Raw genomic sequence first — 25,169 nt, 5'->3', positions numbered from 1 at the left:
CCTCTTTTCAAAAACAGGAGTCTTTATTAGTAAAGAATTAATTATGAACATACAAAATAAGTTATGTGCACTTATCGTGTTCCTTGCGCCACTTGCAGCACTTGGCCAAATGGGACACTTTCAGGTAGAAGGAAAATTGCCCGAAAAGTACAATGGTAAAAAATTGTTTTTAAATTATGCCGTTGACAACAAATTAATGAAAGATAGTGCCTTAGTACAACGGGGTAATTTCCAATTTAAAGGAGACCTTAGTAGCCCGTCGATCGCAGAGATTAGATCGGGAGATATGCAACAATTAGAATGGGTAAGTTTATTGCTTAAAAATGGTAAAATAAAGATAAGCAGCACCGATTCCCTGCATAATGCGAAGATTAGGGGGGATGCAGACGTTGTAGCATATCATAAGTTAGCTACACAAATAAAAGAAAATTCCTATCAGCTCACCAAAGCCTTTTTCAAAGGATTCGCGATTAAAGACGAGAGTGAAAGAAATCAATATTTCAAAATTGTTGATGATCAAGTCGCAAAGGCAACTAATCTCAACAATGAGTTGATATTTCAATTTATGACCGACAATCCCAAGTCTATTGTTTCACTGCTATCGTTTAGAAATCACCCGCTAAATAATAATAGCATAAAAAATGATAAGAAAATCGCCTATTTTGAGATTTTAAGTCCATCGCTTCGTCAGACAGTGATTGGGAAAGAGATAGCAACCGCTCTCCAACAAGCGCAAGGATTATCTGTATTAACCAATTACATTGATTTTACGTCTACAAACCCAGAAGGTAAACAGTTGCGCATGCAGGATATTTTGGCTAAACACGAATACGTATTATTGGACTTTTGGGCAAGCTGGTGCGGCCCTTGTCGCAAGGAAAACCCCAATGTGGTCAAAGCATTCAATGCTTACAAAGATAAGGGCTTTTCAGTGCTGAGTGTATCGTTAGATAAGGATAAAGCAAAATGGTTGGAAGCAATCGAAGCGGATAGTATGCCTTGGTACCACGTATCTAGTTTAATGTATTGGGATGAACCGGTAGCGAAACTATACAACGTTCGGTCTGTACCTCAAAATGTGCTATTGGACAAAAAAGGCAAGGTCGTAGCAATAAACCTGAAAGGGCAGAAGCTTTATGATTTTGTCGGTAAATTATATCAATCGCCAAACAATTAATCAAACAAACTATATGGTAGGGGACTGCTCAAACCGCTGGCAGTCCTTTTTAAATCAATTAAAAAATGAATCATAAAATAATCACTTATTCTACATTGCTGTTTTCTCTGCTTATCAGCAACTATTCATATGCACAGGAACAATTTACCATCAAAGGGAGGCTGACAGATCCTAGGTTTGAAGGGCGGGAAATTTATATACATATGGACCAGCAAAAGATTAAAGCTATAGTGAAAAAGGGTAAGTTTGTACTTACTGGAAAGGTGAAGCAACCTATTTACACATCTTTGTCCCTGAATCAAGATAGCTTGATGCAGATCGCCCTACAAACCGGTGATACCAATAAAATAATCATCCCTGCAAGTCAGATGATTTTTGTAGAGAAAGGAGAAATAAGTTTTAAGGGGAGAGATTTTACAGATGTGGTTGTAAAAGGTACTCCATCGAATGATGGTTATCTAGACTTTAAAAAACTTGTAGATCGTACCATTGCGAAGCGAAAATTACAATCAGCAACCGCTATAAAAAATCTAGAAGATAGTCTGAGCCTTGTTTTTATTGAGAAAAACCCTTCCTCATTTGTGGCTTTACCGATGATAATGTCACTGCATACACCCTACTTTGTTTCAAACAATATGGAGAAGATAGAGGCAATCTATAATACGTTAGGTCCAAACATCAAGCAGCGATATCACAATTTATTAATGAATAAAGTTAAAGAGATCAAAAGCTTTGGTATAGGATCTTTGGCACCTAATTTTTCGATAAAATCTGTTAACGGAGCAAATATATCCCTGTCAGACTATCAGGGCAGATATGTGCTTGTGGAGTTTTGGGCTCATTATTGCAAGCCCTGTATTAAAGAGATACCTTTTATGAAAGAGGCGTATCAGGCCTATAAGGATAAAAATTTCAACATTTTACAGATATCTGTCGATCGTCCTGAGCATCATGATAAATGGTTGCGGGCCGTAGAAGCACATACTTCGGATTGGGATAATGCGATAGATAATCAGGATCTAAACAAAGCGGCGAAGACGAAATATAAGGTATTTGGTATACCAGCAAATTTTCTAATAGATCCTCAGGGCAAAATCGTAGCGATAGATCTCAAAGGCGATAATCTAAAAAATACGTTAAAATCATTACTTAATTAGATAATACGGTTATTGAGTAAAAAAAATCGCTTCTTTTACAGGAAGCGATTTTGTAGGCTAATATGGGTTTTATAAAGAGCTGAAAATTGTTTTTAAGTAGGTTTCTAAGTAATCACCATGTAAATAGTGGGCCATAATTCTACCCTCGGGATCGATGAGATAATTCATCGGTACTCCCATAAAACCATAGGCTTTTTGCACATTCGAGGGACGCTTAAGCTCAGCAACCTGGGTCCAGGAAAGCTTGTCATCTTGGATAGCTTTTAGCCATTTTTCCCGGGCGTTTGCACCTGCATCTAAGGATACGGAGATGATTTCTAGTGGGGCATTTTTATACGTGGTATGTAATCTGCGTAAGAGAGGATGTTGCATTCGGCATCCTTTGCACCATGATGCCCAAAAATCCAAATAGATATATTTGCCACGGTAATCCGATAAACTTGTGCTTTTTCCCTCTGTATCTTGAAGGTTGAAGTTGGGCGCCATTTGTCCAATTTCAAGCACCTTAGCATCACCTTCCAAAAAGAATGCTAAAAATGTAAGTGATTCGTTCTTCGGTTGTGAAACAAGCAGGGCTTGATATATCTTTTGCACGCGTTTTATATGGGCAATGCGAAATGATTTCATATGATCAATATCAAAGAAATCCATAAATAGTCCGTGCGAAACTAAAGATTCCGGATGTATTTCCATATAGTCAAGCAATAAGCTGTTCGACTTTTCCCATTTTTCCAGTTGTGTAGCATTCGGGATTAACTGTAAAGCCTCTTCAATGCCGTGGAGTAATTGTTTGTACTCTGTTTGCAGCTTATTATCACTTACCTCTATAGCACTCAAGTTGTATCCTTTTATCTGAGTTGATGTGCCATCTACATAAAAATTGGCTACAATGGGTTCCTTAAATTCTGTCAGATAGTTTCTTTCTATCCTGTTCAGCTCTTGTAGCTTCACTCTGCCGATTTGCTTAACGGCGGGGAATTCAAATTGTTGGTTTTTTACCACCGCGGTATCTCTATAACCAGAGCAATACAATACAAGTGCCTTTCCTTCAAGTGTGGGGTCGGAGAGTCTCCCCTTGATACTAAAATTATATTCCTGAGCATTGCAGATGTTCAATAGCCCGGTAAGGGCTATTAAACTCAAGGTTTTGTTTTTTTTAATCATCAGTTTAGTATTTAATATCTTTCCGCTTTCCAGTTTACGTCTTTTATTTTAAGTAGATTCTCCCATTTAGCATTCAGCACAGGATTCAGTCGAACTGTATTAGGGTCAGCGTCTAACACAAATCGTTGTAAAGTTCCCCCATTTGGGGTGTCATGGGTAGCCACATACAGCGAGTTTTGGGTTGGATTTTGCTGGGTGTCGAATTTGATCATCGTAATCTCTTTTCCTGGGAAAAGATTTAATTCGTAAAAACGCTCGTTACCAGGGTTATAGTCGTAGGCATACAATTTGTTTTGGTAGGTGTAGAAGACTACTGTTCGTGTCGAACTAAATGCATATTGCGTAGCCTGATCAAAATATAATGCCAGGGGCTTAACAGGATAATTTGCCAGTTTTATAGGGTTGCTTCCACGGGCGTGAAATTTATAGATATTGCTAACCCCGAGTGCATTTCCCACCACGGCAAAGGTATTCCCGTTATTAAATCCGCCATCTTTGTTGAACGTGTTTTCTGCATAACGTAGTTTTTTTCCCTCCGAACTTACATCCCAGGAAAATGGATCACCAGCTTTGTCAATTGGGTAAGTGGATTGATCTATACCAATGAAACCTGTGATATTCATAAGCCGGCCATTTTTAGTATCGTACCACATCATTGAACTCATGCTGCCCATAGGATACATGAGATAAGGGGCAGCGGGGAGTAGTTCATCAAAATTGCTAGCGACACGATTTACAGGATTATAGAACATACCTGCACTAAGACTGGTGTAAGTGGTATAAATATTCCCTGTATTGCTTAGCACAATTTTATAACTTTCGTCCCCGGTTTTACCATCGTTATCAATGATTTGGGGAGCCATTATTTCAAGGTATTCTTTCTGTATTTCTATGGGATCAGTGGGTAATAAAAAATTGGAAAACGTATTCATAGGAGTAGATTTCATAGTCTTACGATCAAGATAGTAGGAACCTGTTTCTGACGTAAACCACATGAGCTTGTGCCCGTCGTATATCCCAGCACCGTAAAAGAAATGTTTCGCTCCTTTCAATGTTCTATCTATACCTGATTTTTTAACCATTTCGTCAATATAAATGGTATCCTTAATCATCGACAACATCGCGGCTTCGGCATTACCTTCCATATCCTCTCCCGTGAGTAAAATACCGCGGTTATAAGGCGTTCCTATAGTTAGATTGGCTGTTTTGACAAATGTTACTCCAGTGTTTTTATCGGTTACGCGATATTGCAAGTTGTAATTTCCTGTTTGTATATGTACCGGGAAGTTAAGATGGGCAGCTCTACCAATGGTGTCCTGATTGAATACTCCCTCTTTGAGAACCCAGCGGAAATCATAATTAGCGGTATCATTTATATTGAAACTGGAGCTAAAGGTAGGATTGATCCTTAAGGTGTCAATATCCGTTAGTGCAGAATAGTTATTCTGCCAATTGCTTATTTCCAGTTCATTAATATCCTGATAGCTGTAGTTACCCAGGTCCTTGGCACAGCTCTGCACCAGTAAGAATCCGGCTATTAGCATACCCAGTGAGGGATTTAAGCTATATTTCGTGTTCATTGTTTTCATATGGGTCTGTAATAATTAGGGTTTATAGGGTACACCAACATAACTTTTCCAAGGCACACTTCCTGCGTACATCAATCGCCCGTCTTCTTCCAATACCGGATCTCCAGCATCAAAGCGTTGTATTAATAGTCTGGAAAGTTGTTGACCGATGAGTGTCATCCTCAATAGTGACATCTTTTCTGTATCTAAAAATTCGAAATAAGCTACTCCAAGGTGTTCCGTAATAAATTCCATCTTACGACGGGTGAACACGCCAAGGGCATTAAATTCTTCGCCATTGGGTTGCGCTTTTCCCAGCCAAGCATTGGGCGTCACCATCATATTGGATGCAAAGATGGTATGACGGCTTGCATCTATTTTTTCGGCGGGCTTGGATCCTGTGATATCAGCAGGTGGATCCCACATCTTGAACGCAGGCTTCAAATCATTGGTTTCTACAATCTTTAAAGCTAATTTTTTTTCAACTAAATCCAGGTCCGATGTAGCAAAGAATTCTATATTAACCCAGGTACGGTGGGCTCCTGCCGGTAAGGTATAACTGTCGTTAATTGCAGTGTAATGTTTTCCTGCTTCAAGTGTTGTTGAGTCAGAATCCACGGTAATTTTAAACTGCCGATCATAGTTTTTTACCGGTCCTGCCAAAAGTACGGGCATCTTGTAGGTATATTGGCTTGTGTTCATTACCAAAAAATCTACACGTGAACTCGCTTGAAAGGGGCCTGTGCTATCTACGAGATTGCCAAAGTCGCGTACGCCAAAGTATACCCCTTCAGGGCCAATATACTGCATTTTTTCCTTTTCACAGCTCGTTAAAATGCAAAGCAGAAAACTCAAATAGATTAAAAATTTCTTTTTCATTGCGCAATTTTAATTGGAACGGACAGCGATTTCACTATCCGGTACTGGTATAACATAATTTTGAAGAAACATAGTGGCGGTGCCTGTAAGTCGATCTATACGAGGAAGATTCGCCTGTTGTGTTCGCTTATAATAATAGAATTGCTGCCCTTCACCGATCATCTCTTTCCTAAATTCTTTGGAAATAAACTGCAGCAATGCATTGCGGTCTGTAGGGTTTAGGTTTACCGCGTTACGACTCCTTCTAACTGTATTTAAATATTCTACTCCCTCTGCTTGTAATGGACTGGACTCTGCAAGCATCAGGATAATTTCACTGAGCCGTATCAAAGGCATCATGTATTGCCCCGGCGCATTGGCGATGGCTTCAAATTTTGTACAGGTGAGCGAGGTAATACTGTTGTCTGTACGTAACTGCCATATATCCTCGCGGTAATCATTTTCATCATCATAAAGCTCCCTGACCCGACTATAGTCACTGTTGTCCAAATTGAAGGTTAATTTTTGCACCTTGGGTAGGATGGAACTAAAAGTCGAGTTAAACAAATTGTTTCTATTGTTCGTGTATAGGGAGAAGATAACTTCAGTAGAAAAAAGTCGGTCTTTTAGCGTATTATGCGTAGCGTTGGCATTGCTGACAAAAGGAAACTTGCTGTTTGGACCAGGGTTAATTTCAGACAGAAGGTCCTTCGCTAGGGAATAGGTCTTTTCACGATCTTGCTTCCATTGGTAAGCACGACAAAGCAAGGCCTGTACGGCATAATAATTTAGACGGTATTGTCTAAAATAAAGAGAATTGTCTCCCGTAGGGTTTTCTTCATGCCGTACACCCGAAGATCGTATTGGATCGTCTGCCAAAAGACGGGCAGCTTCTTCCAGATCTTTGATGACCTGATCCAAATACTCTTTGGGGCTAAGTAAAGGATGTAGGTCTGTTCCGGAATGAAGTGCATAAGGAAGGGTAGGAACATTAATCTTGTCTGCAGTCCATACTGGTCCAAAAAGGCGGAGAAGGTCGAAGTGTAAAAATGCGCGTAGAGCCAATGCTTCGCCTTTGACAATGGAATAATAGGGTTGTGGGAGAATGCCTCCCGGCGAATTTGGTGTTTTTTCCAACAGTACATTCGCATCGGCTATCATTTTATAGGAGCTGCTCCATATACCATCGAAAATCCGTATACTGGTACTGTCCGTGTAAATATGGCTAGCTACCTCATAATAATTATGGGTACTACTGTTGATGTGGTAATAGTGTGCCAAGGCATCAATAGCGCCAACACTTAGGGTTTGTCCATAACTCCTAGAGGCGGTCATATCGACATATATACCATTGAGTGCCTTCAGATAACCGTCCTTATTGGTAAACAGCTCGGAAGCTGAAAACTGATCGGTAGGTGTAATTTTAAGCCATTTCTGGCAGCTGCTCATCAGCAATAAGATTACGGAGACGAGTAGTGATATCTTCTTGTTTATCATAATTTTTATCTAAAAGCTTATTCCACAACTAAAATTGATATGTCGAGCAAAAGGATAATCAATTCCCCGCTCGTTACGAATGGTTGAGAGATGCATCAACCTATTGGATCCTACACCAAAGTTCATACTCCGCGCGCGTATTTGCTTCAACCACGACCAGGTGCTTGTTCTGTATGACAGGCTTACGACATCTAATGTCAACACATCATTGTCTTGTATAAACCGAGATGACATAGGCGTACTAGACTGTAAGCTTAATGCTTTGAAGGAGGCCTCGTCGCCTGGCTGTTGCCAGCGATCGTATAAAGCCCTCTTGTCCTGATTATGACGTAGCGATGCTGAACTGATATTTTCGACTTTGTTATAGAGCGTGTTCATAAAAGTTTTACCGCCCAGCTGATAACCAAAACTGACCATTAAGTTAAAATTTTTATAGAAGAAGGTACTGGTCAGATTGCCATCGAATAGTGCTCTGGAATTCCCGATTTTAACTTCGTCCTGATAGTTGAAAACAAAAGTTTCTTCGCCAAAACGGTTTAAGAAAATCTCTCTTCCTGTAGATGGATCTATACCCAATGATGGTACGGCCCATAGATCATCCGGACTGCCACCATCGTAGAAGCGTATCATACTTCTATTTCGGTTTTTTTGATTATGGTTGTCCAATTTGTTGCCTATATCTTGATATTCGGACCTGCTGTGGCTAAGATTTAAATCTAAGCGCCAAGTTAACTGAGGTTTGAGTATAGGAGCAACACTTAATATACCTTCCACTCCTTTAGTCATCAGACCACCTAAATTCTGAATAGAAACATCTCGGCCATTGGAAGAAGCTGTGGTTACACTAACCAAAAGTGGATTCGTATCTTTTAGGAAATAGTCGACCATGATACGCAAGCGATCGTTAAAGGCTTTGAAGTCCACAGAATAGTTTTGTGTATAGGTTCTTTGCCATTTTAGGTCCGGATTGCCAAAGTTACTAATACTTAATCCGGATCCGAATGGATTAGCATTTAGCGTGTTATATTGATAGATCTGCATGGCTATATACGCCTTAAAGTTTTGATTGCCTTGATTACCATACGATGCTCGTAATCGCAGCTGGTCAATCCAATCTACGTCCTTTAGAAAGGCCTCTCTGTGTAGGTTCCACGCTCCGCCGATACTATAGATATTGGTGAAATTGCGGTTCGAGCCATAGAGCGATGAGCCGTCGACACTTAAGTTGGCATCAACGAGAAACCGGCCGTCGTAGCCATAGTTCGTATTCATCAACACGGCCATTGATCTGTTACGGAGGTCTTGATAGGATGGTAATATACCTAATTCATAGGTGAGTGCGAGTTGTGGGTTGATGATTTTATCATCAATAAATCCTTGAACACTATATTGGGAGTTATTTCTTTGGGTATGAAATAACGACATACTGCTACCTATATTAACAGTATGTTTATTCCAGGTATTGCCATACGATAGGGTAGCCCTACCATTATAGTTTAGCGACTTTTCTTTTGATTCCGTGTATTTGCCTCTTTCGCGCATCGGGCTGGTCGCATATTCGCTGTTATTGGGTGAGCGAAAGATCTCGCCGCTGTTACGGAATTGAGATAAACCTGCATTTACACGAAGATGTAATCCTCGAAGAATATTCCATTCGACACTCAAATTGTTAATAATTTCCTGACCATCAGTTTTCGAAAGGTTGTTATTATTGAAATCATATAATGGATTGAAGCGCACATCGTTCGAAATATTTTCTAAATATTTATCCGGTTCTCCTTCTTCATTATATTTGCGGTAATAAGGATTAGCCTGTGCAAAGCTCAAAAACGAAACGGGCTCTTTATTTGCTACCACATAGCGTGCATTGAGGACATTGTTGAAAGAAAATTTGCCTTTGCGATAGATCAGACTGATATTGCCATCAGTCACTTCTTTTCCGGATTTTTTCATGGCTCCCTGTACGACTTGTCGATTAAGTCCTATACTATACTGAAAAGACTGATCTCCGCCATCCAAGCTAAAATTATGTGATTGACCGATCCCGGTGCGAATCGGCTCATTCAACCAGTAGCTATCTACCCCCCGTTTTACTTCTTTGAGGCGATCCAAGTACACCTGTTCTCTTTCTAAATTGTTATTGTTTGTAATCTGTCCATTTTCGTTAACTCTACCATAATGGCCGGACAGAAGCTCAAATTGTAACTTTTCGGCAGCATTCATCAGGTTATAATCCGTCAGGTCGGCAATTTCTACATCCATTCTACCACTATAGTTGAAAATTAATTCCCCCGATTTAGGTTTTTTAGACTCTACGACGATGATACCATTGGCACCTTTGGAACCGTATAATGCCGTAGCGGTCGCATCTTTTAATATGGTAATGGATGCTAATCGGTCGATAGGGATATTGCGAATACGCTCCATGGTAGACTCAAAACCATCGAGTATAAAGAGTGGCTGATTGGGATCAGTGCCAAAAGCATCGTCTAGTGCAGCGACACTGGTTTTACCTCGGATCTCGAGATTCAGTTGTTGATTGGGATCCGATCCTAGACTGTTGTTCTGCACAATCTGAAATGAAGGATCCAGGATCTGTAAACCTTCCAACACATTGGAAGCGCTCGCCATCTGCAATTGCTCGGCGGTATAGGTGGCGTATGCCCCAGAGAAACTATCTTTCTTCCGATTAAAAATACCCGTCACCACCACATCATCAATTTCCTGCTGCGCCTCTTCCATCCTCGCTACTAATAATGGATTGATACTAAGATCGAGCTGAACTTCAAATGGCTTCATGCCTAAAATTTTTATCTCTACGGTAGGATTTTCATCCATCGATGGGAATATAAGGGCAAAATCACCATTGGGGTTACTTTTTGCCTGATAGGATGTACCTTTAATTCTTATAGTCGCATTGGGGATAGGTTTTTCATTGTCTTTGCGCACCACTGTTCCTATTATGGAGCGTTGTTGAGTGCCTGTTTTGGAAGGGGAATTTGTTTTGGGCTGCTGTAAAATTTTCGAAAGTGATATGACTTTATTTTCGATATTATACTGAAAAGGTTCATTTGCAAAAATAGCCGCGAGAAAATTTTTTAACTCCATATTGTCGGCCTCAATACTAATTTTTTTTGCTTGTTGGATTTCAGCTTTGTTACCAAATACAGTATAGTCTGTCTGTTTTCGGATAGCCTCAAGCGCTTTTTCTAAAGGTATATTCTGGCCCGAGAACGTAATTTTTTGTGCATAGCTGTGACTTAGGCAAAAGGCAATCCATATAATGGCAAAATAATACCTTAAATTTATATTTCTTAATATCTTATTCATTTAATTAGGTTTGTTTTTGTACGAAAAACCAAGTGTGTTAGTTGTGAGAAGTTATTTCAATTCTTTTCACGGAGGTAATTTTCTACGTGGGACCATTGCTTTAAGTTATTTATTTAATGATTAGTTTCCGATGAGAAGTATCGAGTGTATAGTCTACTTTTGCTACTTGTAAGAGCCTAAGGATAAGGTTAAAATCGCTATTTCGGTAGGCATCTCCCACAAGTTCTACATGTGGCACAGTAGATTGATATTCAATTTCTATATTGTACCATAATGCGATCTCATCTAAGATATCTTCAAGAGACTTGTTGGCAAAGTTGAATTTATTCTCTTTCCATGCGACGACACTTTCGGTATCGACTTCCTGTATGCTTGTCCCCTTTTTACTTTGCTGCCACTGTTGACCAGGTTTTAATAGCACCGAACTACTGAGGTTTTCGATGGATACTTTACCCTCAATCAGTGTCGTATGGGTATATTTTAGGTGGGAATAGTCCGAGACATTAAATTCGGTTCCTATTACTTGGATGAGCTGTCTATTAGCTTTAACGCGAAATGGTATTTTTTTGCCTTGTGCATTTAGACGAGACTTGACTTTGAAGTATGCTTCTCCTTGTATTTCAACAAGACGGTCTGCTGTAGGGTCGAAATGTGCGGGATACTTAAGTTTGCTGCCGGCATTAAGCCACACCTGTGTGCCGTCATCTAGCGTTACTCGATACGTTCCACCTTTTGGGGTTTCCAGTTCAAGCCACATGTTTTCGCTGAGTGCGGACTTCATATGTGGGTCTAACACCTCCGTTCCGTCCGCATATTGAAGTTTTTCATCTGTTAAAAGCCCCCCTTCCAATTCGCGTAACTCCACCATAGTACCGTCCGCTAATTTTAGAGTAGCTTTGTTCGTGCCAGGCTGTATTGTTTCGTTGAAAGATGTGTTATCAATCTGTTCAATACTATGGTGACGCTGCTGCCAGCTCCACCAGATACCTAAAATTGTCAATAGTATAGCTGCTGCTATGCTGCTCCATTTGTAATACAATCGCTTAACGTTTTTAACCTTAAGATGACCATTACTGGGGATATCTGCTTGTTTCAAGATGTTATCGAACATCCGCTCCTTGATGTCCGTAATTTGAATATCTTTTTGGGTACTAATTATCGCTTCGCTGTCGTCAAAACTATTGTACCATTCCACTAGCTCTCGAAATTCGTCTTCGTCAATGAGCCCTTCTTCAAATTTGTTTATAAGTAATTTAATACGTTCTTTGCTGTTCATAACCATTTTTCACTTTGATCACAACTAAAGACCACGAAAACGAACAAAGGGGTGAGTCGAAAGAAAAAAAAATTACTTTTTTTGCAAAAGAGAAAGTACAAAGACTACTAACGTAAGTAACTCGGTGTTTTTACGCAGATCCTTATTCGCCTTTTTAAGATGTGATTTAACCGTATTGATCGAAATATGCAAACGTTCGGCTATCTCATTGACGGTAAGTCCTTCATCTTTTTTGAGCAAATAAACTAGCTTGCATTGTGGTGGTAGATCCTCTATGGCCTCGTCAAATTTTTTCGATAATTCAGCAATGATAAATTGCCTCTCAGGGGTTAAGAAATTGATCTGTTGTTCCTGAGTTTGTAAAGCTTTATTTTCTTCTTTTATGCGATATTTTCGCCTTAGAAACGTGAAAATTTGATTTCGGATAGCCTGCGCTAGATAAAAACTTAGATCTTTACCTTTCAATTTAAATTCATAACGTACGGCCCAAAATTTACAAAAAACATCTTGTACACATTCCTCGGCATCTTGCAGGTTCTCCAACCTATGGTAAGCAACTGCCAATAGCCTATCCCAATACCGATTGTAGATCTCGGCAAAGACAGGCTCATGCTGTTGCGGCCATATTGCAACCAACTGCTGGTCCGTAAGTGTGTCCAGTTGACTCATTTAGGAATCATTGTTTTCGCAAACCTACATAAATTCAGCTTTATACGCAATATAAAATGCGTCCTCAGATAAAATGAATTTGCAGCTACCCGCTTCCATGTTATTTTTTTGCAAAAAAAAAATAACCATTTTTGGGTATACAAATTTCCAATTTATTATCATAATTTTACATTATCAGATCAATTATAAACATAGTTATACGCTAGAATGCAACTATTGGAACAGGACGAAGCTGCGGGTCATTTATCTACGCTTCTCAGATTACTTGTAGAATTACAAGTTCACAATTTTGTTTGGAAAAAAAGTTCGCAGATTGGTACAGCCCATGCGAAAACTTACCATCACCTTGCTAAATCCATATATCGAACCAAATACTGCACTGATTCGAATGTTCAGTTCGAACTTAAGACTTACTAACTGCGCTCCGGATAGATGCTAGAAGCATTGGCGTATCAAGCATCGGATGTGGATCTGATTTGTTTAGAACAGGATATCACAGCTCATCTTGAGTCCGAGGAAAGAAACAGATGAAGTACTATAGCTAATAGTCAGGTTATGATAGCCGCTTGGTCCTAAATGACCAAGCGGCTTTTAACTGTCCCGTTCTGGGTTTTAACGGTATAAAATAATCTCTGACGCTGTTAAGACATCGCTTATGGCTTCTTTCGCAATAAATTTGATGTATTTTGTTTTCAACGGTGCACCAAAATAAATAATCTGTTCGATAGGGTTGGATTGAATGTTTGAAAATTCTCCTTCTCGATAAGGTTTCCAAGTTTTACCATTATCGCTTATGAGTAAAGAAAATTTGGTAATCATTCCTTCTTTTTTACCGTCTTGCCTAGGAAGATAGCCAATTGCCGATATAGCATTATTCAGTGCAAAGACAATTTCTTCCTTTTTATCGTTTACTTGGGCAAAGGTTTGGACGTTATTATCTACCGCCATATTCCATTTTTTATTCCGTAGTTTAAAACTGGATGATGGAAGCTTAACCTTGCTTGGAGCGGAATAATCAAATTTGAAATCCTCTTTGTACTCTTTGAATAATCCAAAATCACTTAAAGCCGGTGCAACTGGTGCATACAAATATACACGGAGTTTTGTCGCGCGTATGGGCTTTTTAAACTTGATAAGACGGGTAGATCCAATGCTGGTCGCCTTGGCCAATGGAGCCCATTTTTCATTTTCGAAGACTTCTATGGCGACGCTATCTAAGCGTTGTCCCAATTTGATGTTTTCCCTTAGGCGAATAATATCAAATTCTTTGGGCGTGCGTAAGTTGATTTCCAATATAGGATTTACGACAGCATCGTCCGTGGCGTAATACGAATAGCGATCATCATCCAATAGATTGTGCGTACCATACTGTTCAGCATTTGCTCGTATGTTATTCGCTGTAATGCTTGCATCCTTAGCTAGATTTGCCTCAAAGGTCTTTGCTAGCTTGCGGCCAAAATAGGTTAGCGATTTAACATCATTTTCATGCAGGTAACCGTCAGGAGTTGGGGCTAGTCCTAAATTCATATTGGCACCTCTGCCTACGGATTTTAGGTAGATCTCAAAAAGTTGATCTGGTGTTTTTACTTTTTCATCCTGTTCGGGATGGTAAAACCAACCTGGTCGCTGTGGTACATCGCATTCGGCAGGTATCCAGTAATCGCCATGGCGTGTACCTTCGGGAGATAGCTTGTAGTTTGAATCTCCAGGTACAGGCGGGCGTCCATCAATTCCTTCTGGCGTAAAGGTAGCCCAACTGGTCTCTGCAGCAAAACCATGCTCATTTCCCACCCAGCGCATATCAGGGCCTACATCAGAAAATATATTTGCTAAAGGTTGGTAGCGTCTTATAATAGGCCAAGTTTTTTCTTCCCACGCATAGTACGTGCTACGATCGATCGTTCTTTTCTCTTTTTTGCCGCCATAATATCCATCACCTCCGTTAGCACCATCGTGCCAAGAGGTAAATAGATCTCCATAACCTGTCATCAATTCGGTAAGCTGCTCGCGGTATGCATCTGCATATGCCGGGGTGCCGTAACGAGTATCGTTTCTATCCCAGGCTGAAAGATATATGCCAAATTGCATTCCATGGGCAAGAGTTGCGTCCTTAAAGTCGCGTACCATATCTCCTTTACCATTTTTCCAGGGTGAACTGGCGATACTGTAGCTTGTTGTTGCGGTAGGCCAAAGACAAAAGCCATCGTGGTGTTTGGCGACGGATATCAAGCCTTTAAAGCCTCCGGCAGCGGCTGCTTTGGCTATCTGATCGGCGTCGAATCTACGCGGATTAAAAATTTGTGGATCTGCATCTCCATATCCCCACTCTTTGTTCTGAAATGTGGTAGGAGTGAAATGAATCAAGGTATACAGCTCCATTTCGTGCCAGCGCAACTGCCTTTCTGAAGGCAATACACCATAGGGCGCCGGTGCCGATTGTCCAATCAATAATGTCGGAAATAAAAAGTTGAGTAAATATAAATATCTTTTCTTCATTGTTACCATCCTTTATTTTGAATGTATTTAGCAAGGTTTATTTGGTCCACAGGGATCGGGTATAAATAGTACTTATCGTCCCATGTCCGGTTGTTGGTGATATTGTTATAAGTTACGATATAATTTTGCGCGTCTGTTATTACGGCTGATACATCCGTTCCGTTCTGTTGATATTCGTTTCGTAGCTGACTTGTTAACTTCATTCCTTTTATGGATTTAGATCCTTCAATAAGCTTACCTGCCTTCCATCGTAGTATATCGTTAAATCGTAATCCCTCACCGATAAGCTCTATCTCGCGTTCCCGTCGTATTTCTCTTAACAATGCTGGAATAGGATAACCGTAATCAAGTCCATTTGGATCGGCGGTTACACCGCTGAGCAGATGGGGCATAGCGACACGTTCACGCAATAAGTTTATGCTTTTATCTAAATCTTGTTGGGAGAGGGTTCCCTGTAGTTCGAATTTAGCTTCTGCGAAGTTTAAGAGTACTTCGCCAAATCGAAATATAAACGCATCAATATCAGATTGATTTGCGTTAAATTGAGCTAAGTCGCTAGAACGTCCTTTGATAAGCCAATAGCCTGTAGTGGTACGTGATGTTCCTATTGCTGGCAAACCGGTTTTGAGGGGCTCTGCTACACCGGCGCCTTTACGCCAAATGAAATCTGGTGTTGCAATGGTCTGGATATAGCGTGGGTCACGATTACTACCTTCTGAAGCCGGATGCGCATCATTATAACTGTACGATGTTGTCGCTATTGGATTTCCGTCTGTAAAGAGGTACTGCTCCACAAAAGATTTACTGACACCGGTGTTATTTTCTGTGGCTGTTCTCGAATACCCCTGGGTATTGATACCGTTAATATAAGGACGATGCAGGATATTTTCCGAATTTCCGTTTAGATCCTGTTGGATAAACAAATTATAGTAATCTTCTAATGGTTTACCGGTAGAATATAACGTGTATTTACCAGATTGCATGAGCTGCTCTGAGGCTTCCAGCGAAAGCTGCAAGGGACCCTGCTGGTTAGTGAGACCATGATATTTGCGATAGGTGCCTTCCCATAGACCGATTCGGGATAGCAGCGCTCGGGCCGCATCCTTATGTAACCTTCCTGTTTCTTGAGTACCTTTTTCTGGAAGATTAGTCACGGAAAATTGTAAATCCTCCAGTACCTGATCCATTACTATACTGCGGTCTACCCGTTCTCCAAACAACTCCTGTGATGATTCATTTAGATCTTTAAGTAGGAGTGGGACGTCTCCAAATCTTGCCACCTTTTGCCAGTAAAATAACGCTCTGAAGAAACGTACTTCAGCTGCATAACGCTCCGCATTAGAGATAGCTGCACGTTGGTATCTCGTTAGAAAATAATTGGTCTGCCTGATCAGTAGCCAGTCCGAAGCTGCCCAGCCCCCTCCAGCACTAGGTACACTTACACTACCTCCTAAGAGGCTGTTTTGCGTTCGCGGCACCATAACATCCGAGTTGTTGTCGGCGTCAAAACTCGCAGCAACAGGTAGGTTGTCATAAAATTTATTTGCATAGAGTTTCAAATCATTTTCAGATTGAAAATAAGTCGGATCACTAAACTGATCCTGAGGAAAGCGATCAAGGAAACTATCATTCTTGCATCCCTGAAAACTGACGCTAGCTAATGCTATATATAGTGTTAATTTAGGAAACTTCATGAGATTAAAATTTAAGTTGTAGACCAAAGGCAAATGTTTTTTGAATTGGATACGCTGTACGATCGGATTTTTCAGGATCGTAGCTTTCAAATATGTTAGTCCATACGAATGGATTCTCCGAAGTAAGATAAAAGCGTACTTTTGAAAGTTTAGCTCGTTCTAGAAGGCTAATTGGCAATGTATAGCCTAAAGTAAGCTGTTTGACCCGTAGATAGGAAGCATCTTGTAAATACTGTGTCTGCGTCTGGAAATTACCGCCACCTTCAAAGCGTTGTCTCGGAAAATAAGCATCTGGATTATCTTCTTTCCAATAATCAAGTGACGCTGTGGTCGGAACAGCCCACTCATTGGTAAAGCCCCAAAAATAGGTGCCCCCCAGCATTAGATCTCGTTTGGCAACTCCCTGCAAAAAAACAGTCAGGTCAAAGTTTTTGTACTCACCACCAAAGCGAAGTCCATAGTTATACCTTGACTCATTATTTCCTATTATACTCAGGTCGCCAGGACTATCTAAGGTGTTTAGTCCGTTGTTGATAGCACCATCGTTATTTGTATCTACATAGCGTACATCTCCAGCCAGCCATTTTCCGCCCCAGATACGGCTCTTGTCGGTTAAAGCGGCCTCGGTATCTGTAGCATATAATCCATTTGAAGTATATCCCCATATCTCTCCAATCTTCTTTCCAACATAATGATCACTGAGGCTTCCGGTAGGGTTGAGATCGTATTTAGTGATTTCAGCTCTATTGTCGCTCATATTGAAATTTACAAAGTAGCGAAGTCCGTTCACTAGTTGATCTTTCCAACCCAATTCTAGCTCCCATCCATTGGTTTTTAGGTCGGCTGCATTACGGTTGGGGGCCCCTGTACCCAATATTGCGGGAAGTGCTGCCCCACGCACAATCATGTCTTTGGTATCACGACGGTACACATCAAACGCACCTGTAAGTCGACGATTAAGGAAGGTGAAATCTACGCCAAAGTTTCTGGTAGATACTTTTTCCCAGGAGAAATTAGAGCTGACAAGTCCAGGTGCTGTAATATAATTTTGCTGCGAGGCGCCAAAGATATATCCTGATGTTCCATATGGCATCGTAGCGATATAGGGATAATAGCTATCTTGATCATTTTCGTTAAACAATTGATTGGGCAATTTTCCATAGGAGCCTCGAATCTTGATGTCGTCGAATAATGGTTTGACAAATGTCATAAAAGACTCCTCTGATAATCGCCATCCAGCAGATACAGATGGGCTAAAAACATACCTATCGCTGGCAGCGAAGCGTGATGAACCGTCATAGCGTCCATTAATTTCCACTAGGTACTTGTTATCAAATGTATAGTTTATACGGAAAAATTGTCCGATAAGGGCCCAATCACGAATACGGGATCCGACGATCGGCTTTTCATCGTTGTTTAGGTTGATAAATGGATATTCCTGATTTAATAAATTTTTAACTTGCAGGTTAAAAGACTCATTCTTTTTATATTCTTGATTATAACCGCCCATTACTTTCAGATAATGTTTACCAAAGGTGTTCTCGTATTGTGCGTACACGTTGATGGCCGAATAGGTATCATGCGAATTTTGTTCTTGCACATAGGCCGGATTATTATGTGGGTAAAGCCCTAAACGTGTTGCTTGTGTAGGATCTGTGATATCTCCCCCCACAGGGACTGCACCATATTCATAAAAAGATTTGGTATTTGACTTTCTATTGAAGTGATACGAGTTCCAGGTTAAATCACCGACTACCTTGAAGTTTTTTATCGGTTTTAAGGTAAATCCGCCTGTCAGCCAGATGTCGTCAGATTTGAATCCGTTTCTGCCGTTATATTCGATAAGGGCAAATGGATTCGTAAAACTCCCCTGACCCGAATAGTGTCCGTCAGGATGATAAACAGGCATGATAGGACGTAAGTCGTCAGAAACACGGTCACCCAGAATTTCAAACCTAGAGGTTGCACCTGGTTTGTCGTCTTCCTTTCTGTTAAAACGCATTTTACCCGATATTTCGAGCCAATCCGTAGTTTTTACATTTACACCTACATTGGCATTGTATCGTTCGAACTTCTGGTTTGCTGCTTTAAAGAGACCTTTTTGTGTAAAAGCACCCAGTGACGAATAATAGGATATTTTACTACTACCTCCGGATAGTGAAAGGTCATGTTGACTCATCGGTCTCCAGTCGGGAAACATTTCCTTGATCCAATTCGTATTTCCAACATATTTATATCGAGATGGATCGTTTGGATCGATGTATACGGCATTTTCCAGAGTAGGATTATTCATGTAGTTTTTTATTTTTTCTACATCCAGGTCGGTGAATACATCGGACCCTGTAGGGCCGCCCGTTAATCTGCCCGTCTGATCTGCTTCACGATACATCGTGACGTAGTCTAGCGAATTGACCAATTCGGGTAGAACTGTAGGTCTTGCGAAGGACTGGTTAAACGAATAAGAAACCTGCGTGGGAGCATCAAACTTTCCGCTCTTCGTGGTGATTAAGATAACACCATATGCTGCTCTTCCGCCGTATATCGCAGCTGAGGAAGCATCCTTCAAAACAGTTACACTGGCTACATCGTCTGGGTTAATTTGGTTTGGATCTATCTGTACACCGTCTACCAACACCAAAGGAGCTCCTCCATTAAGTGAGTTGTAGCCACGGATATTGAATGATGAGGCAGATCCCGGACGACCGTCGCCCGTGTTTATATTAAGATTCGGAATAGCCCCCTGCAAGCCCTGTCCCAAATTGGTCAGCGAGCGTCCTTCAATTGTTTCTGAAGTTACCGTAGATACTGCACCCGTAAGGTTTGCTTTTTTGGTCGTACCATATCCTACTACAACTACTTCGTCAAGATCACTTACATCAGCATCAAGCGTGGCATTTATTCGTGATAGCCTGCCTATTGTAACTTCTTTTGTCGTAAATCCGATGATCGAAAAGACTATTACTGCAGATCCTGGAGTCCTATTAATCGAATATTCGCCGTTATTATTGGTGCTGGTTGCGTTGTCTGTTCCTCTCATTGCTACCGTTACACCCGATAAAGGCTTTCCTTCGTTGTCTGTCACTCTCCCCTGAATACGCTCTTGTTGTATCTCCGTCTCTTTGTCGGTATTCCTAAGGACACCTTTTGGCTGATCTACAATGGATATGATTTTTCCGCTGATCAAATAAGTGAAAGGCTGGTTTTTGAACAATTCGATGAGGACTTTATCCATATCAGCTTTTTCCATACGAATGCTAATAGGTTTAGCCATGCTCAGATAACGGTTACTTATTGAAAATGAAAATCCTGTTTGTTTCTGTACGGCAAGCGCAACATCTTGGAAAGTTGCCTTATGCATGTTAAGACTTACTTTCTGCGCGCTCACGCTGCCAAAGCTACATAAACAAAACCCAAGTAGATATAATGTTAATAGATTCATAATAACAAGATTTTTCTTTGCTATTTTTAGGTGTCTCTTCGGAACTTTGTTCCAATAAGTGAGCACACCATTGGTATTTATGGTTGTAATCATTATTTTTGTTATCGTTAGTTATTAATAATGTGTGAGAAACATTTATTTATCAACTGACCACTGCCGTGACTATGTTGCTAGCATAGTGCGGCTTTTTTTATCTAGTACAGTCGGCTTGTAATACTTGTATTTACTTGACTAAAACCTCCTTTCCTTTTATTTCAAAATTAACCTTGTACGTATGCTTAAGAGCTAGCAGGACCGATGAAAGCATTTCATTCCTGTTTATACTGTGAAATGCCCTTCCGTAATTATTATAGTTGGCAGCAAATTTGAACTTTACATCATACCAGCGCTCGAGTTCTATACAGGTTTCAACTAAGCTGGCGTTTCGTTGTAAAATGATGCCATCTTTCCATGCTGCATAATCAGAAGCCTCAACGGTTGTTTTTGATACTTCACCGCCCGATAAAATAGCTTGTTCCCCTGTAGTAAGTACTAGGCTGTGTTGATTATCGACGTCTGCTAGTTTGATTTTCCCATGCGTTAATGTCGTAACAGTTCGCCGCTCATACTCTCGAATGTTAAAGGCAGTACCTAAGACCTCAATTCGCTGTTTTCTTGTATGTACCACAAATGGTTTGCTTTTATCTGCCGCAATTTCTAGGTATACCTCACCAGATACCTCTATGGATCTTTTGTCCGCGGCAAAAATACTAGGGTACTTGATAGAAGATAGGCTATTTAACCAAGCCTTCGAACCGTCAGGTAGGGTAAGCTGATACATTCCTCCTGCAGGTGTACTTACCGTTGCGTAGTCTGCTCTTGAAACTTTTAGTTCCTCGCCATTTGCGTACGAATATTTTCCGTTTTTATAAATTAATCCGGTTTGCGTCGTATCCAGATTTAGCTTTTCACCGTTTGAAAAAGTAATGTGTGCACGGTTTCCGCCAGGTAATACATCATTGCCAAATTGGGAAGTAAGGACAATATCTTCGTTTAGTGATAAGTTATATTTGTAAATAGTAGTGCCGATAGCAAATAAAGCCATGACAGCAACAGCAACCCATCGCCATAATTTTACAGGTCGGTATACTTGGTTTGTTTTTATTTCACGCATCAGATTGATATGGGCAGATGCGGTTATAGAACTGACTTTATTCTGATCTATTTGCGCTGAAACAGTAGATTCAAGTTGATTTCTGATATAAATGGACAATTGTCGCTTGTCACTTATTTTAAAATGATCCAACAATTCATCAAGTTCAGAGGCTTTACAAGTGCCTTTTAGATACTTTTTGAATAATTTATCTATATCTTGGTTTTGTCTATTCACAGCGATGTATATTAGCTTATTTTTTTCGGTTTACATTACTATCCATAACGAGAGGAAATTAATGACAAAAAAAATAAATTATTTGTATAATGCTGTTTTATAGATGTTTAATTTTAATTCGGAAGATGGAAGAAGAAAAATAGGATGAGCGGAAAATATTCAGAATTAGCGAGAAGTTGGCTTTTTATAAATTGATTTGATCGATTTATGTGCGTATTGACTGTGCTTTGGGATATACCAATTCGTTTGCTGATTTCTTTGTAAGAATAGCCTTCTAGTTTAAACAGAATAAATACTTCTCGCTGCCGATCGGGCATTTTATTTAATAAATTCTGAACTAAAAGTTCATTTTCCTTCGTATAAATATAGGATTCGATAGGCGAGTGCCCTTTTTCCAGTAGATCCAGCATTTGGGTCCGATATGCATGATCGTATGCTGCTTTTCTAAAAAGTTTATAGGTTTTATTTGTAGCTATCTTAAGAAGATATGACTTAAAGGACTTTTCAATATCGATGTTGCAGCGTTGCTCCCATACAGTCATAAATGTGTCTTGTAGCACTTCTTGGGCCCATTCAGATGATTTTAAAAGGAAAAGTAAATGTGAGGTAATATATGACGAATATTTAAAGTATAGCTTTTCAAACGCCAATGGGTCACCATTTTGCATTTTTTTAATTAGCATCTTCTCGTTGCAGCCTAATTTATTTTCTAACATAATCTTAAAAATGAAATTTAGATTCAGATATGCATTCTCTCATAACCTTAGAAACGGATAACGGTTTATAGATTTTATAATATATTATCGCTTTACTTCTAAGGCGTGGTAAATCGGTCACTGAAGTAGTCAAAAGTTGAAATAATAATAACTGATGACTTTTAGTTAGCTAATTTACAATTTACTTTAAAAATAAACAATGCTTCATCACCTATTGTTCAGCAAATCTTCCGGCCAATAGCACCCGATCAATAGTTGCATGCCCCATATTCATCATCTACTAAACCTTAAACAATGAATTCAGCGCCTAAATTGCGAGGTCTGTTGAACCTAGTCTATCCAAAGAATACCACGAACAAATTTTTCAAGCTCGAACTACAACAAGAGTTTAGATAGATTTTCAGTTTTTCTTCAAGACAAATGTAGAACCATCGCTTATCTATAATTAGGCTATATGATAGCTGCTTGTATTTTTTTATCAATACAATGCAAGTAGTGAAGCATGGCCACACGTTTGAATTTTGCTCGACTTTTGTGCGCTTCAATTCCTGCCTACATATCTTCAACCAGTCTCCAGCCTTGATTCTTATGGTCAATATATTGATAGCTAGAAGAGCTCATCCTTGAAACAGATTTTGAAGTTAGTAGATTTCTTATTACGATGGTTTTTTAAGGGTCTTGGTCTGCTTCCTTACCGCTTTTACCCTTGTAGCCATAAAAAGAGTTTTCAACTGCATCATATAATATAAAACCAGGGCTGATTCCGCCACCTTCTTCTAAAAGATCTTGTCCTAAAATAGATCGGCAGAAATTGATATCCGTAGTAGGTCGATATTAAGATCGGCCTACTACGGATTTGTTTATAGTTAGTGTGCTTATAGATTTTTTATTTAATTTGAGATATACTTCCTCTGGCCACCGTTCCCCAGTTTGTCAGGTTACCGTATACGATAAGCTTGGAATTAGCATTGGCAAATTCAACCCTACCTCCACCATTGATCGTAAGGTTGCCATACACAACTACTTCGCCGTCTATAATAAGTTTTCCGTTAATGGTCGATGTCGTTCTAGAGCCCGATGACCCTTGATAAAGCGTACCTTTTACGCTTAATGTAGCACCTCCATTTACAGTAAATGTGCCTCCGATAGTGCCAGAACCAATAAGATTCATAGCTGCATTAACATTTATATTTTGTTTTAAAGCCATCGTTCCGTACATATTAAAGGTACCGCTATTTAGGTTAACATAACTGCCGTTGACATTGAATGTACCACACCAGGTGAAATTTCTATTGATATTTACATTGGAGTTGAAGGTTTTGGTGTCTGCGTAGTTTGCCGCTTCATTGATATTGAGATCCCATTGCGTACCACCGCTGTAAGCGGGGTATGTACCATTACAGGTTGGAAGAGCAGGCTTTAATTCTATCAGTTTAAGGATTTTCAGGCCGCCTTTACCAGTAGCCACAAAAACATAATTATCTCTGCTGATCACAAAATTACTTGAACTATTGTCAATACTGTTAAAACTTGAACTTCCCAAATAGATGAAATTATTCTGCTTATCAAATTGATAGACAGCAATACCTACTCCACCGTTGGCAACGAAAACACGTGCCGCATTGGTGGTTACAGCGTTGGTAACAATATCCTCCTGATCGGTGTCGTTATCCTCTGCGGAAACTGGAATGGCGATACGATTTTGCACCGCTCCCGTATTTGTATTATATATGCCTAAGCCTTGGCTTCCTTCTGCAATCAAAAGAAAGTCATTATAAAAATCTATAGTACGTTTAGATGAAGTTGGGTTGAGGACAGTCTCAATAGTTTTGACAAGACTCAGGTTATTGTTCATCACTTTGATTCCCTGGCTACCTGATAGGGCAAACACTTGGTTCTTATAAGTTTTTACCGCTAAGAGATCTGGGATACTGCTGGTGTTCTCAATCTTCCCTGACGTTTTGCTCAAGCGGGCTATAGCACCTGAGTTGCCCGATACGACATATTGGCTTTCGTTATTAAAGGCAACATCAGTGGCTACGTAACTGGGGAGTGCTGTGTAACGGTAGGCTGTAGTTGGAAGTCCATTTTGTAAAGGGAGTACAATTAACACCGCCGGCGAACTGATATTGTCAAGAACACCTTCATCTGCGGCGCCTGCAAGCAATAGGTTATCTCCATCTATAGCCAATGAACTGATGTCGATGTTGGGGAGCTTGGCATTTACAACCAAGCGGGGGGTATTGATGTCCGAAATGTCAATGACGTCGACTCCTCCTAAATACTTGTCGCCTTCGGTATTGTAACTCACGTAAGCATAGTTGTCGGATACAGCGACATGGGTGGCTCTTAACTTGTTGCCTTCATAATCCGGTGGAGCAATTTGTGCGACCAGAGCAAGAGAAAAATCAGGATTTTCGATAGCGGCCACTGTAGCACCTGTGGTGGATTTAAATCTCGCTGATGCCATTAGATTGGACAGTTGGAGCAGGCCTGAATTGTCATAGCCTAGACGTGTGCTTAGCTGTGCAATGTCGTTTTGGATGACTACCGGGGCGTCGTCTAGATCCGTATTGTTCTTGTCACAGGAGACCAGCGACCCTAAAGCCAAAAAGAGAAGGATGTGTAACTTTTTCATAGCAATTAAAGTATAGATGTATAGAGCGGGCTACGCCTGTCGGCGTGTGTCACTTCTGTAGTTTTTTACTGTGTGCAAGATACGAGTTTTTTTATATTGCAATAGCTGTTATTATAGGAGA

15 protein-coding genes are annotated in these 25,169 nt (G+C 40.2%); 2 read left to right on the top strand and 13 right to left on the bottom strand.

The features are described from left to right. The first annotated feature begins 43 nt into the window (after positions 1-43). Positions 44-1,177: a TlpA disulfide reductase family protein gene (locus B5X76_RS00800; protein WP_079640523.1), complete on the top strand. Its 1,134-nt coding sequence runs from the start codon at positions 44-46 to the stop codon at positions 1,175-1,177. Between the two features lie 65 nt (positions 1,178-1,242). After that, a complete protein-coding gene (locus B5X76_RS00795) occupies positions 1,243-2,334 on the top strand; it encodes a TlpA disulfide reductase family protein (RefSeq protein ID WP_079640522.1) in 1,092 nt (363 codons plus the stop codon). A gap of 69 nt (positions 2,335-2,403) precedes the next feature. Here the strand turns inward: B5X76_RS00795 and B5X76_RS00790 are convergent, their stop codons facing one another. From B5X76_RS00790 to B5X76_RS00725, 13 genes are all read right to left on the bottom strand, one after another. After that, positions 2,404-3,498, bottom strand: a complete 1,095-nt coding sequence (locus B5X76_RS00790; RefSeq protein WP_079640521.1) for a TlpA disulfide reductase family protein — start codon at positions 3,496-3,498, stop codon at positions 2,404-2,406. A gap of 11 nt (positions 3,499-3,509) precedes the next feature. Continuing rightward, positions 3,510-5,087 carry a PKD-like family lipoprotein gene (locus B5X76_RS00785; RefSeq protein ID WP_079640520.1) on the bottom strand — a complete coding sequence of 526 codons (1,578 nt, stop codon included), beginning with the start codon at positions 5,085-5,087 and terminating at the stop codon, positions 3,510-3,512. 15 nt (positions 5,088-5,102) lie between these two features. After that, positions 5,103-5,945: a DUF4843 domain-containing protein gene (locus B5X76_RS00780; RefSeq protein ID WP_079640519.1), complete on the bottom strand. Its 843-nt coding sequence runs from the start codon at positions 5,943-5,945 to the stop codon at positions 5,103-5,105. Between the two features lie 9 nt (positions 5,946-5,954). Further along, positions 5,955-7,421, bottom strand: a complete 1,467-nt coding sequence (locus tag B5X76_RS00775; RefSeq protein ID WP_079640518.1) for a RagB/SusD family nutrient uptake outer membrane protein — start codon at positions 7,419-7,421, stop codon at positions 5,955-5,957. 9 nt (positions 7,422-7,430) lie between these two features. Further along, positions 7,431-10,751, bottom strand: a complete 3,321-nt coding sequence (locus tag B5X76_RS00770) for a SusC/RagA family TonB-linked outer membrane protein (protein WP_079640517.1) — start codon at positions 10,749-10,751, stop codon at positions 7,431-7,433. A 109-nt stretch (positions 10,752-10,860) separates the two neighbouring features. Then, the gene (locus B5X76_RS00765; protein WP_176140948.1) at positions 10,861-12,027 is read right to left on the bottom strand and encodes a FecR family protein; all 1,167 of its coding nucleotides are present in this window, start codon (positions 12,025-12,027) and stop codon (positions 10,861-10,863) included. Between the two features lie 72 nt (positions 12,028-12,099). Further along, on the bottom strand, positions 12,100-12,696 hold the full coding sequence (locus tag B5X76_RS00760) for an RNA polymerase sigma factor (RefSeq protein ID WP_079640515.1): 597 nt from the start codon (positions 12,694-12,696) through the stop codon (positions 12,100-12,102). 612 nt (positions 12,697-13,308) lie between these two features. Then, on the bottom strand, positions 13,309-15,192 hold the full coding sequence (locus B5X76_RS00750) for an alpha-L-fucosidase (protein ID WP_079640813.1): 1,884 nt from the start codon (positions 15,190-15,192) through the stop codon (positions 13,309-13,311). Between the two features lie 2 nt (positions 15,193-15,194). Further along, the gene (locus B5X76_RS00745) at positions 15,195-16,886 is read right to left on the bottom strand and encodes a RagB/SusD family nutrient uptake outer membrane protein (protein WP_079640513.1); all 1,692 of its coding nucleotides are present in this window, start codon (positions 16,884-16,886) and stop codon (positions 15,195-15,197) included. 4 nt (positions 16,887-16,890) lie between these two features. Further along, on the bottom strand, positions 16,891-20,418 hold the full coding sequence (locus tag B5X76_RS00740; protein ID WP_217699607.1) for a SusC/RagA family TonB-linked outer membrane protein: 3,528 nt from the start codon (positions 20,416-20,418) through the stop codon (positions 16,891-16,893). Between the two features lie 130 nt (positions 20,419-20,548). Further along, the gene (locus tag B5X76_RS00735; RefSeq protein WP_079640512.1) at positions 20,549-21,694 is read right to left on the bottom strand and encodes a FecR family protein; all 1,146 of its coding nucleotides are present in this window, start codon (positions 21,692-21,694) and stop codon (positions 20,549-20,551) included. Between the two features lie 113 nt (positions 21,695-21,807). Continuing rightward, on the bottom strand, positions 21,808-22,410 hold the full coding sequence (locus B5X76_RS00730) for an RNA polymerase sigma factor (protein ID WP_079640511.1): 603 nt from the start codon (positions 22,408-22,410) through the stop codon (positions 21,808-21,810). An 886-nt stretch (positions 22,411-23,296) separates the two neighbouring features. Continuing rightward, complete coding sequence (locus tag B5X76_RS00725) at positions 23,297-25,048, bottom strand: LVIVD repeat-containing protein (RefSeq protein WP_079640510.1); 1,752 nt, start codon at positions 25,046-25,048, stop codon at positions 23,297-23,299. Positions 25,049-25,169 lie beyond the last annotated feature (121 nt).

The sequence above is a fragment of the Sphingobacterium nematocida genome (assembly GCF_900168125.1).
In the GTDB taxonomy this organism is placed as follows: Bacteria; Bacteroidota; Bacteroidia; order Sphingobacteriales; family Sphingobacteriaceae; genus Sphingobacterium; species Sphingobacterium nematocida.
Note: the sequence above shows the minus strand (reverse complement) of the source record. Positions and strands in the feature narration are given on the sequence as shown.

Excerpts from the sequence above, each read along its gene's own strand:
- B5X76_RS00800 (WP_079640523.1), top strand. The coding sequence starts at position 44 with ATGAACATACAAAATAAGTTATGTGCACTTATCGTGTTCCTTGCGCCA.
- B5X76_RS00795 (WP_079640522.1), top strand. The coding sequence starts at position 1,243 with ATGAATCATAAAATAATCACTTATTCTACATTGCTGTTTTCTCTGCTT.
- B5X76_RS00790 (WP_079640521.1), bottom strand. The coding sequence starts at position 3,498 with ATGATTAAAAAAAACAAAACCTTGAGTTTAATAGCCCTTACCGGGCTA.
- B5X76_RS00785 (WP_079640520.1), bottom strand. The coding sequence starts at position 5,087 with ATGAAAACAATGAACACGAAATATAGCTTAAATCCCTCACTGGGTATG.
- B5X76_RS00780 (WP_079640519.1), bottom strand. The coding sequence starts at position 5,945 with ATGAAAAAGAAATTTTTAATCTATTTGAGTTTTCTGCTTTGCATTTTA.
- B5X76_RS00775 (WP_079640518.1), bottom strand. The coding sequence starts at position 7,421 with ATGATAAACAAGAAGATATCACTACTCGTCTCCGTAATCTTATTGCTG.
- B5X76_RS00770 (WP_079640517.1), bottom strand. The coding sequence starts at position 10,751 with ATGAATAAGATATTAAGAAATATAAATTTAAGGTATTATTTTGCCATT.
- B5X76_RS00765 (WP_176140948.1), bottom strand. The coding sequence starts at position 12,027 with ATGAACAGCAAAGAACGTATTAAATTACTTATAAACAAATTTGAAGAA.
- B5X76_RS00760 (WP_079640515.1), bottom strand. The coding sequence starts at position 12,696 with ATGAGTCAACTGGACACACTTACGGACCAGCAGTTGGTTGCAATATGG.
- B5X76_RS00750 (WP_079640813.1), bottom strand. The coding sequence starts at position 15,192 with ATGAAGAAAAGATATTTATATTTACTCAACTTTTTATTTCCGACATTA.
- B5X76_RS00745 (WP_079640513.1), bottom strand. The coding sequence starts at position 16,886 with ATGAAGTTTCCTAAATTAACACTATATATAGCATTAGCTAGCGTCAGT.
- B5X76_RS00740 (WP_217699607.1), bottom strand. The coding sequence starts at position 20,418 with ATGATTACAACCATAAATACCAATGGTGTGCTCACTTATTGGAACAAA.
- B5X76_RS00730 (WP_079640511.1), bottom strand. The coding sequence starts at position 22,410 with ATGTTAGAAAATAAATTAGGCTGCAACGAGAAGATGCTAATTAAAAAA.
- B5X76_RS00725 (WP_079640510.1), bottom strand. The coding sequence starts at position 25,048 with ATGAAAAAGTTACACATCCTTCTCTTTTTGGCTTTAGGGTCGCTGGTC.